We start from the raw sequence: 15154 nt of genomic DNA, 5'->3' as shown, positions 1-15154 counted from the left end.
TCGCTAAGGCTTAGCAGTCTCGCGCGCAAACACGCGATCGGCAAAGTCCCAATAATGCCGCCAATCGACGAGAGTCAAGTTGTGCTTGCCGGCACGCAGATGGTAATGAGCCTGATCGCCGTGCAGAGCGGTATCGATGCCCGGCATCTCTGTGGTGCCAAGAGCTTTGTGACCCAGCAGGGCATAAACGGGGGCAGCCTGCACGACACTCAGGAATTCCCCGCGCGGATCGGCCCAGCGATCTTCGCTGGCACTCCCCACGGCCACAGCTCTTGGGGCGATGAGCGCGAGCAGTTCATGCTGATCGATGGGCAGTTCGTCTTCGCGGTCGGCGAAGGCCTTGAAGTTCGCGCAGAACCAATGAGGAAAGGCAGTCACGATTCGCGCCACTTGCTCTCGTCCGGTAAAACGTCGCCGACTGAGAGAGGCACCGCCGCAGCCGGAGTCATTCGAAACTGCCATCGCAAAGCGCTGGTCTTCGGCGGCTGCCCACAGCGCGGTCTTGCCGCCTCGCGAATGCCCAATCACCGCGATCTTGGCAGGATCAATTTGCGGAACGGTTTGCAGGTAATCCAGCACGCGGCTCGCGCCCCAGGCCCAAGCCGCAATCGTGCCCCAGGCTTCAGCAGATCGCTGGCCTTCATCCAGCAGTCCGTGAATGCCATTCTGAAAACCATCATGCTTGTCCGGATCGACATCGGCGTTGAGAAACGCCACCATGGCATAGCCGCGGGCAATTCCATCTTCGACGGGCCAGAATTCACTCTTCTTCTCGCGCGTCGGATCGATGTTTTCTTCGCCCCGATTGCAGATCAACAAAAAGGCTGGGGCGGGCTTAGCGCTTCGATTGGGGAAAAAGAGATTCACGCGAATCGTCAACGACTTCTCGCCGCGGGCAATTCGTACTTCCACCTGCCGAAGCGTGGCGGCACCGTCGAGTGCCTTGGTGTCTTCATGCGTAACATGAAACGACTGCTCGTAGCGAGTCGCGGGAACGCGGCCATACACATTCGTGCGAAACAACTCCAGGATCTCGCCGCGTCGCGTATTTTTCCATTGGTCGGCCGTGGTAACCAACTGGCCGTCTTTGAGGCGGAGAGCTTCCGGCAGAACATAGGCGGGCATCGACGGGTCGGTCGGATAAATCTCTTGGGCACGGCCTATGGCCCCACCGGCAATGCACAACAGGGATGAGCAAATGCCGGAAACGATGAAGGTCGAGAGTTTGATCATCGGGCTTTGAGCTCGCATTGCCGGTCTTTCAGTGTTCGAAATCCAAGGCCGCATTCTAGCTGCCTGAGAAACGCCGCCGAACCTCTTCGAGCACTTCCTGTTGGCTCGGCGGTTCACCCTTGTGCTTGGCAAACAGCGCGTCGAGCGCGGCAATATAGGCTTCGCCGAAGGCGCTGGTGACGGCAGCGGCAGTCGTGGCCGAGATGGCACCTCCGACCACCGATCCCACGCCGGGAATCAGCTTGAGGAGACTGCCAACAATCGCGCGACCGGTCATTGTGGCGGCCGTTCCTCCCACCATGCTGGCGACAAGTGTGGTGAGAAAGCCATCGGAGAAGGACAGCCCATAGGTGGCCGTGATTCCGGCAATCATCGCAACCTGCATCGGCACGATCATGGCTGCATCGGCAAACGGCACAGGAACCGCCCCGATGCCCGCTGCAGAGGAAGCAGTCGTAGCCACGATCAAATGCGATCGCTGGCGCTTGAGCGCCAGGTCCGCTTTTTGGGCGGCGACGAAAGCCCGCTTTTGTCCCTCGGGAAACAGTTCCATCGTGAGCTGAACCAACTCGACGAGCCCCATGGGCTGCAGGGTGTGACCATCGTCAAACTGTTCGGGAATCGATCGCGTGCGGACGACATTTTTCGCCTCGGGCAGCAGCCGCTGAACTTCAGCCCGAAAGCCTTGATCGGCCCGGGCCTTGGTAATGACGGCGATCACCGGCATGAACTGGGCGAGCATCGCCGCCAGGTCTGTCTCGGCTTGTTCGATTCGCCGAAGGTCTTCGACAATGCAAATCCACGCCACGTGAATCTGCTTCTTCTCATCGCGATCGCGCCGCCGCTCCTGCAGAAACGCCTGCAGCGTTTTGGTGCTGGAGTGGTCGGCTAGCTCCAGACCACGAGTATCAAAGATCGAGAGCGGAATCCCCTCTTTGGTAATCTCGCGCGTGTCCTGCGTGACAGGTCTGCCTTGGCCGGTGGTGGCGAGATTGCCCTGAAATACGCTATTGATCAGCGTGCTCTTGCCAACCCCCGTTCGACCGGCAATCAGGACATTGGCATGCCCTCGTTCGCGTAACGCTTCTTCCAGGGCACTCTTGGCCAAGCCACCAAAGTTGAGCATGTCCATGAATGAAGCCTGGAGAAGTGGAAAGGAAGGGGTGGTGAGCTAGTGCGCACCGGCACGCAGCCATTCTAGCAGCCAACTGCCGCAGGAACTCTTCTGGCTTGATTGCGAACGCAAGTTCGCATTTCGCATGCTGGCCTGAGAAAACATGTTCACACACACCTTGGGTTTGTGAACGCGAATGCGCGCCGCACCCGAGAGATACTGCATCTGCTGTTCACAAACCACCCCCGGTTTGTAAACGCCCCTCTGTAGGGTGGTGCACAGCTTAGGACGGACGACTCCCCGCTCATCGCGGCGAAGGAGTCGGTAGGGTTGATATTTCGGAGCTTAAATGTTCACGCGGCGGTCGGTGCCGTAGTAACCGGTGAGGCTGAAGTCGGGCGTGTTATCGGTGGCCGAGACGTAGAAGTCGTCGTTGCCGGTATCTCCATAGACTCTGTCGATCGCGCCGTCGTTACCAGCCAGGATCGGCGTGGCCAGGCCCGCCGGTTGCGAGGCCAGCCAACTGCTCAGCAAGGCAATCAAGGCCAGGTCGTTGGCGTCGCCAGCCACGGTGCTGGCTGCGTTGGTGGTGTCGCCGGCAATCAACACGTCGAGACCGGCATTCCCGTTCATGCTATCGGCACCGGTGCCGCCAATGACAATATCGTTACCGGCACTTGCTAGCAGCACATCATTGCCACTACCGCCCGAGAGAATGTCGTTACCAGCTTCGCCACTCAGCGAATCGTTGCCGCTGCCGCCAAACAGGCGATCGTCTCCCTCACCGGCGATGAGGTTATCGTTTCCGGCACCGCCCGAGAGATAGTCGTTGCCGGCGAAGCCAGCGAGCGTATCGTCGCCGCCACCGCCGTAGAAAGTATCGTTGCCACTGCCGCCACTGATTGAGTCCCTGCCTCCGGGCAGTTCATCTTCGCCGGGGACATCACCCCACACTATGTTGTTACCGCCACTGGCAATCAGCGTATCGGCTCCCGGGCCACCGATGATCGTTTCATCGCCACTCGTACCTGCGTAGTAGTCGTTGCCACCGCCGAGGTCGACGGTCGCCGGATTGGTGATCCCGCTTACCTGCACCACGTCGTCGCTATCGCCCGTGTTGATGATCAGGCGACCCGTCAGCGGATAGTTGGCCGTCCCCGCCGAAGTCCGCACTCGCACCAAATCCGTTCCCGCCCGCGAGACCACAATGTTGTCTGCCGCGTTGGTGCCAATGATGGTGAGGTCACCATCCAGAGGAATGACGATGGCCGTCGAGCCTTGAATGACCACGCGTACCGTGCCGGCATCAGTGCTCGTGCCGTCCGACACGGTGAAGTCAAACAGATCGAGGCCGGTCGCTCCCGTGGTGGGCGTGTAAGTGAAAGCCCCGGTTGCCGGATCGAACGCAGTGATGGTCCCAAGCGCTGGTGGCATACTGATGGCATACGTCAGCGTCGGGCTATCGGGATCGCTCGCTGAAAGTGTGCCGCTCACGGGACTGTTGAAGAGCGCTACCAGGTTCAGGTCGTTCGCCACCGGCGGAGCCGTGGGAGCCGCGTCGATGGTAATCGTAAATATGACCGGTGCGCTCGTGTCGACACCCGGCGACGTGCCACCATTGTCTTGGGCAGTCACCGAGAGCGTCGCTATTCCGGTTGCGCCCGTTGCGGGCGTAAATTCCAGGATACCCGTTGAGCTGATCGTGATCGGACCGGTGAAGTACTCGGGATGATCGTTGACGATCAAGAAGCTCACCACCTGCCCTGATTCATTCGCAGGACCCGCAGCAATTGCCGAGGCCCACGCTAGCGACTGCGCTGGCGCGTTGAAGGGGACCGTCAGGTTTGGCCCAGCCATGAAGCTTGGAGCATCGTTCACACTGTTGATCGGAATCGAAACCGTCGCGGTCGAGGTCAGCGCGGGTGTGCCGTTATCGGTAATCGTGTAGGTGAACGATGCCGTGCCGAAGAAGTCGGCCGCCGGTGTAAAGGTGATCGTTGTTCCCACTCGGCTGACGGTTCCGCCAATGGCCGAGCCAGTGTTTACGTCGACAAACGTCAGCGTTTGCGAGTTTTCATTCGGCGCACCCTTATCGAGATCGTTGGCCAGCAGCAGGCTGGCATCGAAAACCACCGGTGCGGCATCTTCATTCACCGCCGGCAGAGTATCAGCCACGGCCACGGGCGCATCGTTCACACTGTTGATGGGAATCGCAACGGTAGCGGTCGAGGTCAGCGCGGGCGTGCCGTTATCGGTAATCGTATAGGTGAAGGAGGCCGTGCCAAAGAAGTTCGCCGTAGGAGTGAAGGTGATCGTGTTGCCCACTCGGCTGACCGTTCCGCCGACGGCCGAACCAGTGTTCACGTCGACAAAGCTCAGCGTCTGGGCCGATTCATTCGGGGCACCCTTGTCGAGATCGTTGGCCAGCAGCAGGCTGGCATCAAAGATAATCGGCGCGGCATCTTCGTTCACCGCGGGGAGCGTATCGTTCACGGCAACCGGAGCATCGTTGACCGGAGTCAGCGAGATCGTGAAGTTGTCGCTATCGCTTAATGAGCCATCCGTCGTGGCAACATTCACGGTAATCAGGCCATCATCGCTGTTCCGATTCAGCACGGGCATAAACGAGAGCGTACCAAGGGCCTGAGTCACCGCTGCCGGCGATCCGGTGAAGGTGACAACGGTGCCAGGGCCATTAATCACCGGCGTCACGCTGCCGCCACCCGAGGTCGCACTCAGCGTCCCCACACCGGCAGGTAGCGTGACGGTCGTCGTGATCGACACCGAGTCGGTGTCGATCACACTGATTCCGCTGAGGGGCAGGAGCGTGTCTTCAGTTCCGGTCACGGTGCCGGGAACGGTATTTACCGGACTCTGCGGCGCGGCTGACGAAACGGTGATGTTGACCGTATCAGTATCGGTGAGCGTGCCACCGGTGCCAGTGTTGCCCAAGTCACTCGTCACAAGTTGGAACGATGCCGGGCCGCTATAGCCGGCCGTCGGCGTAAAGGTCAGGCCGTTCAGGGCCATGTTGAGCGCGGTCAAGGTTCCCGAGTAAGTAAGAGAAGCGGTACCAGTGCCCGAGCCTGACAGACCGGCAATGCCTGATAGGGCCACGGTGCCATTTGTCACGGCAATCGTTACCTGCACCGGATTCACACCGGCATCGACATCGGCAATCGAGATTAGGTTGCTATTCGCCGTGTTGAAAACTAGCGGCGTATTAAAGGCTGTGTTCTGGTCGCCAGGAATCGTGTTCACCGGAGCTTCGTTCACGTTCGTGACGGTGATGGAGAGAGCTTGGTTATCCGTCAGTCCTGGTGTGCCATTGTCGGTGGCCACCACAGTAACTTCGTACACACCATTCGCGCCGGAGTCGGTCGGCGATTCGAAGTTAGGTGCCGTGAGGAACGTCAGCACGCCCGTGGCAGGCACAATTGAGAAGAGTGCCGCATCGGTGCCCGTGATGCTGTAGGTGATTGTTGACGAAGCATCGACATCACCCGCCATAACGGTCGCTACCGCCGTGGTACCTTCCGCGACATTGATGGCAGCGGTCGCTCCCGCGCCGTTGCTAGTAATGGTGGGCGCTTCGTTGACATTGGTGACCGTGATGGCCAGCGTTTGCACATCGGTCAATCCGGGCGCGCCGTTGTCGGTGACCGTGATCGTGATGTCGTAGACGTTGTTCGCTCCGGTATCGCCGGGCGCTTCAAAGTTCGGAGCAGTCGTAAAGGTCAGTACACCCGTGGCAGGCACGATGGTGAAGAGCCCGGCATCGGGACCACTGATCGAATAGACCAGCCCAGCCGGAACATCGAGGTCGGTTGCCACGACGGTTGTCACCGCCGTCGAGTTCTCGGCAACGGACGTCGCGGCCGAAGCTCCCCCGCCATTGCTGGTGATCGTGGGAACTTCATTGACGTTGGTAACCGTGATCGTCAGATCTTGCGTATCGTTGAGCACCGGAGTGCCGTTGTCCGTTGCGACCACCGTGACGTTGTAAACATTGTTGGCACCCACATCGCCGGGCGCTTCAAAGTTCGGGGCGGCCGTAAACGTCAGCACGCCAGTTACTGGAACGATCGTGAACAAACCCGCATCCGGCCCCGTCACGCTGTACGTGATCGTCGTTGGGGTGTCGACATCGGTGGCAACGACCGTCGTGACCGCCGTGCTTCCTTCCGCCACATTCAGTGACGCCGGCGCACCGTTCCCATTGCTGGTGATCGTAGGGGCGTCGTTGACGGCGGTCAGGTTGATGGTAATTGAGTCGGTATCGCTCAGCGAGCCATCGCTGGTGGCAACGGAAATCGGAGCAGCCGTGTTGCGATTGAGGGCAGGCATAAAGACCAGCGTGGTCAATGCTGAAGTCACCGCGGCCGGTGTGCCGGTGAACGTGACCGACAAGCCATCGCCGGCGACCGTCACCCCAGCCTGCACTGGGTGAGTGAAGGTGCCCACAGCCGCGCTGGTCACCGAGACCACCGTTGTAACCGAGGCGGAATCGCTATCCGCAACCGTGATTGCATTGCCAGCATTGAACGTAACATTCGTGTCTTCTGTCCCCGAGATCGTGCCAGGAACGGTATTCATCGGCGCGGTGTTGGGGGCAGCCGTGACGGTCACCGTGCCATCGACATTGGCGTCGCCTGCACCGTCGGTCGGGGCGGGCGAAAGCATCAAGCTGGAAGTCGCACCGTCGTTGAGCCGCGTGAAGATCGTCATCGGGGCAGTGGCGCCGATGGTAGTCGACATCACCAGGTTGATCGGCGAGGCCCCCAGCGGCGAGGTTCCCTTGATCGTGGCATTGATCAAGATGACCTGACCGTTGATCGCCGTTGTGACACCTGTGCCAGTCGAGGCATCCACACCAATCTTGCCGGGGTCCGAAGCAAAATTCGACGTCACCGTCCAGCCACCCGTTAGCGCAGGACCGGCGACGATGCTATTGATCGTAAGAACCGCGCTGTCGTAGACGATCGCCAGATCGAGGCCGGTGATCGGGTCGGGAGGGGCACCGTTGGTGTTGAGGATGACGGGAATCTGAATCGACGCACCAACGGCACCGGTGATGTTGGTGGGAATGCTCAGCGTCGGTTGATTGACGGCTGCGTTGACCGTGATGTTGATCGTGTCGGTATCGGTGAGCGGGGTTCCGCCGCCCGGATTGCCCAGGTCGCTCGTCACCAGTTGAATGCTGGCCCCACCCGAGAAGCCACCGGTGGGCGTGAAGATCGCTCCTTGCAGCGCGGTGTTCAAAGCGGCGGCCGTGCCGGAGTAAGTCAGCGAGGCAGTGCCCGAGCCGTTGCCAGTCAAACCCGCAATGCCCGAGAGAGCCAAAGTGCCATTGGTAACCGTCAGTGTCGCTTGCAGCGTGGTCGAATCGGAATCGGCGACCGAGATGACGTTGCTGTTCGCCGTGCTGAAGGTGACGGCAGTATTGAAGGCCGTCGTTTGTGTGGCAGGAATCGTGTTCACCGGTGCGACGTCGTTGACGTTCGTCACGGTGATGACCAGGTCCTGCGTGTCGGTCAAGCCCGGCGTGCCGCCATCGGTCACGGTGACCGTGACGTTGTAGACATTGTTCGTCCCGGCATCGGTCGGGCTTTCAAAGTTCGGCGCGGGGGCAAAGGCAATCACACCGCTCGAAGCACCAATCGTAAAGCGAGCCGCATCGGGGCCGGAAAGTGCATACGTGAGACCAGCAGGTGTTTCGGTATCGGTCGCGGCAATCGTTGTGACCGCCGTCGTATTTTCGACAACATTCAGATTCTGCGTGGCTCCACCGTTGCTGGTAATGGTGGGAGCAGTGTTGCCACCACCACCGGAAGCTGTCGATGAAACAACGATGTCATCTATGCCGACCCATTCGTCATTACCAACCGCATTGGCGGTCATGATTCGAATCTGTACTTGCGCCTGGTTCTCCGCATCAACTGGCAATGTAACGCTCACAGGCGTCACTTGAGTAGCGGTCCCCGCCGTAGTTGCATCGGCGATAAAACCAGCTGGGAGATTAGTAAAGTTGCCTGACGCACCGATGCGGTAGTGCACTGCAATTGGCTGCACCGCATTATCAGCGGAGCCATCGAGATCTCGCGCATTGAAGGTGAGCACGATATTCGATCTGCCGGTTGTGTTCATATGCAACCGAATGTATGGCGCGTCAGCAGTCCCCGATCCGTTCAACGCGATTGTTGGATCGGTGATATGAAACTCAGCGACACCGCCGGTAGAGAATGAATTTGGGGCAGTTTGATTTGCTAGGAGGTCGTTGACACCAGGATCGTCAGCCGCAAGTAGTGTTTGCGGATCTGCACCGGTTGCACCCGTGATACCGTCGCCACGCAAACCAAGAATGCTAGGAATGGGCGTCCAGTCTGCAGTAGTGATCAAACCAATGTCATTCCAGTTTTGCGAGAAATTTCCTGCCGACAGATCATGATAACTCGCGTCAAACACCGTTCGATTTTCTAGCTGCTCGATGCCGTTCAGGAAGTTACGCTTCCTGTTCTTCAAAATCCGCTGGGTGACAAGGCGAGAGACTTTATGCGAACGGGCGAGGCTCTGTAGCGCGCGGTGAAACAACATGGGGCTAAACTCCAAGCGATGATCGGTCTAGATCGTGCGTTGACGGCGATAGGAAGGCTGACGCGGCAAAGCTACCAGCCGAACCAAGCGGTTACGGCGAGCGACGTTGCTGCGAGGCAATTCATCGCACAGCGAGTGTGCGAGCTATCCGCGGGAGAGAAGCGGACGGCCGGTGATTTGTAAAGCTGCGATATGGAGATTCGGCGAGTCGATTGCGAATGTTCTGTGAAGGAGGCGAATGTTGCTTCCTGTGCAGACCGCAAACGGAGAGATACCACCGAGTCGGCGTACCGTTTGCCCGACTGGCGGTCGTTGGAGAGAGGGTGGCCGCTAAGCCACAAATAAGTCCAGTCAGACGCTATGTTATAGCCAGCCCCGTCTGAATCTGCCAAGGACTAAGTATCAAATTCACCAAGAAGACCGGCTGCGACTTGCCGCAGCGAAGCGTTCGCCGGCTCGGCCGAACATTGCCCGCCAAGCAGCGCGGCCCGTGACAGTCGACCACGAGCAGCTTCCAAATCCGCCTCGGCGTAACGCGTCACCACGAACTCGTTCCAGTCCGCCGCGACGACATTCCCTTCGGCGACTCGCGCCAAAAACGCGATAAAACGGCTGCGCTGGTTCAGCTCCTTGCCACTGGTAATCACGATCACTCCTACGCCAGACCATCGGCCCGCTTCAGCACGTCGAGCATTTGGCCGTGCAACGTGGGCGAAGATGCAGCGAGCAGCTCGGGATGGTCGATGTTCAGCGGGCCGCCATCGACGCCCGTGAGCGTCGCACCGGCTTCGGTCATAATCAGCACCCCGGCCGCAACATCCCAGGCTTGAATGCCGCTGGTGGCAAAGTAGGCATCGAGTCTTCCCGCCGCGACATAGCAACAATTGAGCGCTGCCGAACCCAGCCGGCGGATGCTTTGGGTCGCATGCAGGGTCTCGATGAAGCGATTCACGTCCTTCGAGCCCCGCATCACGTTCGCCCGAAAGCTGACCGCCACTAGAGCCTGCGATATCTCCTGGCAATCGCTCACGCGGATCGGTTTGCCGTTCAGTTGTGCCCCGCAGCCCAGCGCCGCTGTGTAGCATTCGTCGGTGACAGGATCAAAGATACAGCCGGCAATGATCTGATCTTTGTATTCGAGCCCGATCGACGTGGCGAAAGTCTGTAGACGATGCACGTAGTTCGCGGTGCCATCCAGCGGGTCGACAATCCAGCGGAAGTCGCTCTTGCGCTCGGTCTGCCGGCCGCCCAGGCTGGCATCTTCTTCACCGAGAAAGTCGTGATCGGGATAAGCCTCCAGCAGCATCTTTTTAATGGCTACCTGCGAAGCCAGATCGGCTTCGGTCACCAGGTCCTTCGGCCCTTTCTCACGCGCGGTGAACTTGTCTCGCCACTCCATCAAAATGCCTGCACCCAGGCGGGCGGCACGTTCGGCAAGCGTCAGGTAAGGTCGAGGGTCGGGCAAGTTCATGCAAGAATCCAAGCGAGCGGAAGCGGGCGTTTCGCCGATTATCGGTGTCGGGTGATTGCTTTGAAAGGGCTGCCGCTCATTTAATCACCTGACGCATTCACGCCAGAGAAATACTCCAGGCATTCTCCTTTTTTTCACAAAAGTCTGGACACGGCTTCCGATCTTGCTAATATGAACGCAGGTGATGAGGTTTCCCGCAGTTGCCAGTGTTGGTTTATCCGGCATTATATTTATCATCTGTTTGCGATCTGCAACTACGGCCTCTTCTCTGTTCCGGCCCCGCCGACTTACTTCCAAGTGAGCTGGCGGGGTTTTTTCGTTTGCACCCGACTCACTTCGCCGACCGACTCGTCAGGATACCTCGCATGGCTGCGATCGCTCCGATCTTCGAACCAGACCCGCCGACACTCCCCGTAAGCTGGACAATTAGCGGCACCAGTGCGGTCGCCACCCTGGGCGAATATCAGGTGACGGTCGATGCCGCTGTTCCTCGCAGCGGAGTGACCTGGTCGAGCACCGCCACCAACGCCTTCCAAGGCTCGACGCTCCAGTTCGTGGAACCCATTAGCGCGAAGTCTCCGCCGGTACTCGTCGATCTCTACGTCCGCGGCAGCGATCTCGTCGCCACCTACGATCAACTTCCCGGTGCCGAGGTTCAACCGCAACTCTACTGGCGGCTGCTGCAAGAAGACTCGCTCCAAGCAGTCGGCGTGCAACTGCTCATTTCGATGCAGACCAGCCTGCTCAACAGCGAGCCCAAGTGCACCGTCGAATCGAAGCTCCCCACGGCTCGCACGGCGATCTGGGATTTCATCTCCCAGGATTGGCTGGGCTCGCAAGCAGACCAACCATTCAACGTCAAGTTGCCGGCCCTCTCCACCGGCCGTGTTACCTGGTTCAGCGTGCCGAAGCAGGCCCAGTCGTACATCGAAGTGATCTACCCCGACGACTTCGTCTCGCAGCAAGTCTCACTCGGCAAGATCGAGTCCTGCTTCTTTGCCGAGCACCTCGAAAAAGGTGTCATCCGCCGCGGTCGCATCGCCGGCTGGATCGTCCCCAACAAGAACCTGATGACCGCCGCCCGCGAGCCCCTTAAACTGCTCGACTTCGCCCGGCGAGAGGCGCTGCCGCTGACGACGTAGTTGGCTCACCACTTTAAGCCCGGATTGAGCAAGCGGTAGATTGCTCGGTACTCATCTCCGTTGTCGATGCAGTCGTCGATCGAGGCCGGAGCAACTGCGTACTCATCACCAAAGCGACGGACTCGCTCTAGCCATTCACTCTCGGAATTGCCGAGAAACAGAATGTTCTCGATCCAATTCGTATCCGGTGATCGAGGTCCTGCGACATCGGGGCCATGCATATAAATTGCTGGTCCGTCATGAATTGGCGAGTTCTGCGTTCTTATGACTTGATCGCCAAATGTGGAGCTGGCGATCCATTCATACTCCAAGTCTCTCCACGCCGGTAATTCTTCGCGGAGTGAATCCCAGAAGTACGCACCGGAGGATTTTCTTTCGGACTCATCAAAGACGTAGATCAGCGGATCGGCATCATCGGTCATGTTGCGTTACGTCCATAAAAAAGCTCGCGAATCGTGTGACTCGCGAGCCTTTGAGTTTTCAATCGGTGGAGCCATCTCGCGGAGCGAGATGACTACGATTTAAGACAGTACTGGTTTAGTACATGTCGTGGTCGCCGCCGTGGCCGCCCTTCTTACCGTGATCGTGCTTTGGCTTTTCAGCAATCAAAGCATCGCTGGTGAGCAGCAACGTCGCGACGCTGGCTGCGTTGGCCAAAGCGGTGCGAGTTACCTTCGTCGGGTCGATCACGCCAGCCTTGACCAGATCTTCGTAGACGTTGGTCAACGCGTTGTAGCCGTGGTTGCCCTTGCTTTCGATCACGCGTTCGCACACGATGCCGCCGTCTTGGCCGGCGTTGGTGGCGATCATGGTGAGCGGAGCGCGGCAAGCGCGGACGACGATGTTGTAGCCAACGATTTCGTCATCGGCCATGCCTTCGGCTGGCTTCACTTGCGAAGCGGCACGCAGCAGAGCCACGCCACCACCAGGCAGAATGCCTTCTTGCACTGCAGCGCGGGTGGCATGCAGGGCGTCTTCAACGCGAGCCTTCTTTTCCTTGACTTCGCTTTCGGTTGCACCGCCAACGTTGACCTTGGCAACACCACCCGAGAGCTTGGCCAGGCGTTCTTCCAGCTTTTCGCGATCGTAATCGCTGGTGCTGTTGGCGATTTCGCGACGGATCTGCTCGATGCGAGCCTTGATCTCTTCGCTCTTGCCGGCACCTTCGATGATCGTCGTGTTGTCCTTGTCGATAATCACCTTCTTGGCGCGACCGAGGTCGGTCAGCGGCAAGTTCTCGAGCTTTTGGCCGAGAGCTTCGAACACGGCGACACCACCGGTGAGGATGGCCACGTCTTCGAGCATCGCCTTACGACGATCGCCGTAACCAGGAGCCTTCACAGCGGCCACTTGGAACGTGCCACGCAGGCGATTGATGACCAGCGTCGCGAGGGCTTCGCCTTCGACATCTTCGGCAATGATCAGCAGCGGACGGCTTTGTTGGACAACGCCTTCCAGAACCGGGATCAATTCCTTGATGTTCGTAAGCTTCTTCTCGTAGACGAGAATGTAGGGGTTTTCGAGCACGACGGTCATCGTGTTCGAATCGGTCACGAAGTAAGGCGACAGGTAACCGCGATCGAATTGCATACCCTCGACCCATTCGGTCTCGGTCTGCAGGCTCTTGCCTTCGTCGACAGTGATGACGCCGTCCTTACCAACCTTTTCCATCGCATCGGCGAGCAACTTGCCGATTTCGCGATCGTTGTTGGCAGCGATCGAGGCCACATTGGCCATCTCGCTCTTTTCCTTGATCTTGATCGAAGCCTTTTGCAGCTTCTCAGTGATGTCGGCCACGCACTTCTCGATGCCGATCTTCAACTGCACTGGGTTCACACCAGCGACAACGGCCTTCAGGCCTTCGTTGAAGATGGCTTCGGCCAGCACAGTGGCGGTGGTGGTACCGTCGCCGGCGACGTCGCTGGTCTTGCTCGCGACTTCGCGAACCATGCGAGCGCCCATGTTTTCATAGACGTCTTCCAGGTCGATTTCTTTAGCAACAGTCACGCCGTCCTTGGTGACGGTCGGGCTGCCAAAGCTCTTCTGCAGAATGACGTTGCGGCCCTTGGGACCGAGGGTCGTCTTCACGGCCTTGGCCAGCTTGGATACACCGCGGCGAATGGCTTCGCGGGCTTCCTGATCGAAAGCGATAATCTTAGGCATCGAAAACTCCAGATATCAGATCGAATGTGGGATGTGTGCGGGGGGAATGGGCTTGGCAACGTAGCCTGGAGCCATGCTCCGGGCGAGTCGTCTTTGCGAAACTCGTCTTCGCAAAACCCGAGAAGCCCGCAGCACGGCTGCAGGCCACGGAGCGGACTAGTCTTCGAGAACGGCGAGAATGTCTTCTTCTCGCATCAGCAGCAATTCGTCGTCGCCGATCTTGAAATTCTCGCCAGCCCAGCTGGTGAAAATGACGCGGTCGCCAACCTTCACTTGCAGAGCGCCGCGGGTGCCGTTTTCGAGCAGCTTGCCGTTGCCGACGCTGACGATGGTGCCACGCTGAGGCTTTTCCTTAGCGGCGTCTGGCAGCAAGATGCCGCCGGCGGTTCGCTCTTCGCTGGCTTCGCGCTCGACCACCACGCGGTCGCCCAGAGGTTGCAACTTCAATTGGGCAGGGGCCTTCTTCTTGTCTTTGGTCGCGGTCGCCATGTCTCAAATTCCTCCGGGAAAACAAACGGTATAGCTGAGAATGACTGCCGGCCCAGCGGGAAAGGTGCTGGACAGACTGTCAGAATATCGCCAAAAGCGGTTAGTTGGCCCCAGATAAGCAAAGAGCGCGCCAGAGCCGCCAAGATTGCCGTAAGCTGTTATCGGCTGGTCGCTTAAGCTGTTTTCGCTTCAACCCCCACCAGTCGCTCGTGGCGAAACTGGCAGTTGCCTTTTCGTCCTCCTCACACCTGCTGTCAGATTGGCAGAAGACTCATTTGCGCCTCGTGTTGCCTACCCACCGCGATTATCGCCCAACGCGCGCTGAACAGGGCTTGAGTAGTTATCAAGCGCACTCCGCCAGCCGCCCTTTTTGATAACTTTTCGCGCGATTTTTTCGTTTTGCAGAATCGCCGCAAGATGCTTTTTGTGAATCACTTGCGTCGACAAAAATGCATAATACCACCGTTTCTTGATAACCATCTGATAACCACATTTGCCCCTCCTCACCGGCCATTCTGAACAGCCTTGAATAGGCCCTAACGGAGGGGGTGATAACCACTTCGCAGGTTCCTTGCGCGGCCCGCTTTCAGGAATCGTTCCGCGCGCACCTTTGGGCCGTCTACTTCATTCGAAGTAGCGTGTAACTCTATCGGAGTCCGTGACTAGTTAGGTCACGAAAAACTAGGCCGTAACCATTTCATGTTGGCGTGGCGGTCGTGTCTTCGCCACACTCCGCCGTGACGAATCTTCAACTTGCGGAGCCAGTCGACGACCTTTTTCCACCGGCGTGCTCTTGGCGTGATTTGTGCGCTCGCCCGTCCTTCACCCTACCCGGCTTCCCGCCGATTTGTTATCCTGCTCGTTCCACTCGCGCCCATAGCTCAATTGGATAGAGCATCGGTCTTCGGAACCGAAGGTTACAGGTTCGACCCCTGTTGGGCGTATTTC

Annotated in this window: 10 protein-coding genes and 1 tRNA gene; 2 read left to right on the top strand and 9 right to left on the bottom strand. The window is 58.7% G+C overall.

The genetic code is table 11. The annotated features are described in order from the left end of the window. Nucleotides 1–3: 3 nt before the first annotated feature. From NA78x_RS20690 to NA78x_RS20670, 5 genes are all read right to left on the bottom strand, one after another. On the bottom strand, nucleotides 4–1251 hold the full coding sequence (locus NA78x_RS20690; RefSeq protein WP_425614275.1) for a prolyl oligopeptidase family serine peptidase: 1248 nt from the start codon (nucleotides 1249–1251) through the stop codon (nucleotides 4–6). A gap of 37 nt (nucleotides 1252–1288) precedes the next feature. After that, entirely contained in the window at nucleotides 1289–2365 is a 1077-nt protein-coding gene (locus NA78x_RS20685) for a YcjF family protein (protein ID WP_425614274.1), read from the bottom strand. 327 nt (nucleotides 2366–2692) lie between these two features. Continuing rightward, a complete protein-coding gene (locus NA78x_RS20680; protein ID WP_425614273.1) occupies nucleotides 2693–8248 on the bottom strand; it encodes a tandem-95 repeat protein in 5556 nt (1851 codons plus the stop codon). A 1088-nt stretch (nucleotides 8249–9336) separates the two neighbouring features. Next, on the bottom strand, nucleotides 9337–9588 hold the full coding sequence (locus NA78x_RS20675) for a hypothetical protein (RefSeq protein ID WP_425614272.1): 252 nt from the start codon (nucleotides 9586–9588) through the stop codon (nucleotides 9337–9339). 8 nt (nucleotides 9589–9596) lie between these two features. Further along, the gene (locus NA78x_RS20670; RefSeq protein ID WP_425614271.1) at nucleotides 9597–10412 is read right to left on the bottom strand and encodes an inositol monophosphatase family protein; all 816 of its coding nucleotides are present in this window, start codon (nucleotides 10410–10412) and stop codon (nucleotides 9597–9599) included. Between the two features lie 365 nt (nucleotides 10413–10777). Here NA78x_RS20670 and NA78x_RS20665 point away from each other — a divergent pair, with 365 nt between their 5' ends. Then, entirely contained in the window at nucleotides 10778–11554 is a 777-nt protein-coding gene (locus tag NA78x_RS20665) for a hypothetical protein (protein WP_425614270.1), read from the top strand. 5 nt (nucleotides 11555–11559) lie between these two features. Here the strand turns inward: NA78x_RS20665 and NA78x_RS20660 are convergent, their stop codons facing one another. The 4 genes from NA78x_RS20660 to NA78x_RS20645 form a co-directional block, all read right to left on the bottom strand. Continuing rightward, nucleotides 11560–11976 carry a hypothetical protein gene (locus NA78x_RS20660; RefSeq protein ID WP_425614269.1) on the bottom strand — a complete coding sequence of 139 codons (417 nt, stop codon included), beginning with the start codon at nucleotides 11974–11976 and terminating at the stop codon, nucleotides 11560–11562. Nucleotides 11977–12091: 115 nt separating this feature from the next. Continuing rightward, nucleotides 12092–13717, bottom strand: a complete 1626-nt coding sequence (gene groL, locus NA78x_RS20655; RefSeq protein WP_425614268.1) for a chaperonin GroEL — start codon at nucleotides 13715–13717, stop codon at nucleotides 12092–12094. 156 nt (nucleotides 13718–13873) lie between these two features. Then, nucleotides 13874–14206: a co-chaperone GroES gene (locus NA78x_RS20650; RefSeq protein ID WP_425614267.1), complete on the bottom strand. Its 333-nt coding sequence runs from the start codon at nucleotides 14204–14206 to the stop codon at nucleotides 13874–13876. A gap of 291 nt (nucleotides 14207–14497) precedes the next feature. Further along, nucleotides 14498–14686 carry a hypothetical protein gene (locus NA78x_RS20645; protein ID WP_425614266.1) on the bottom strand — a complete coding sequence of 63 codons (189 nt, stop codon included), beginning with the start codon at nucleotides 14684–14686 and terminating at the stop codon, nucleotides 14498–14500. A 390-nt stretch (nucleotides 14687–15076) separates the two neighbouring features. Between NA78x_RS20645 and NA78x_RS20640 the strand changes: the two genes are divergently transcribed. Continuing rightward, nucleotides 15077–15150: transfer RNA gene (locus NA78x_RS20640), tRNA-Arg, on the top strand. The last annotated feature ends 4 nt before the right edge of the window (nucleotides 15151–15154 follow it).

This window comes from Anatilimnocola aquadivae (genome assembly GCF_049819085.1).
GTDB lineage: Bacteria > Planctomycetota > Planctomycetia > Pirellulales > Pirellulaceae > Anatilimnocola.
Note: the sequence above shows the minus strand (reverse complement) of the source record. Positions and strands in the feature narration are given on the sequence as shown.

Coding starts and splice junctions, on each gene's coding strand:
- NA78x_RS20690 (WP_425614275.1), bottom strand. CDS start 1,251: ATGCGAGCTCAAAGCCCGATGATCAAACTCTCGACCTTCATCGTTTCC.
- NA78x_RS20685 (WP_425614274.1), bottom strand. CDS start 2,365: ATGGACATGCTCAACTTTGGTGGCTTGGCCAAGAGTGCCCTGGAAGAA.
- NA78x_RS20680 (WP_425614273.1), bottom strand. CDS start 8,248: ATGACCGCCAATGCGGTTGGTAATGACGAATGGGTCGGCATAGATGAC.
- NA78x_RS20670 (WP_425614271.1), bottom strand. CDS start 10,412: ATGAACTTGCCCGACCCTCGACCTTACCTGACGCTTGCCGAACGTGCC.
- NA78x_RS20665 (WP_425614270.1), top strand. CDS start 10,778: ATGGCTGCGATCGCTCCGATCTTCGAACCAGACCCGCCGACACTCCCC.
- NA78x_RS20660 (WP_425614269.1), bottom strand. CDS start 11,976: ATGACCGATGATGCCGATCCGCTGATCTACGTCTTTGATGAGTCCGAA.
- groL (WP_425614268.1), bottom strand. CDS start 13,717: ATGCCTAAGATTATCGCTTTCGATCAGGAAGCCCGCGAAGCCATTCGC.
- NA78x_RS20650 (WP_425614267.1), bottom strand. CDS start 14,206: ATGGCGACCGCGACCAAAGACAAGAAGAAGGCCCCTGCCCAATTGAAG.
- NA78x_RS20645 (WP_425614266.1), bottom strand. CDS start 14,686: ATGGTTATCAAGAAACGGTGGTATTATGCATTTTTGTCGACGCAAGTG.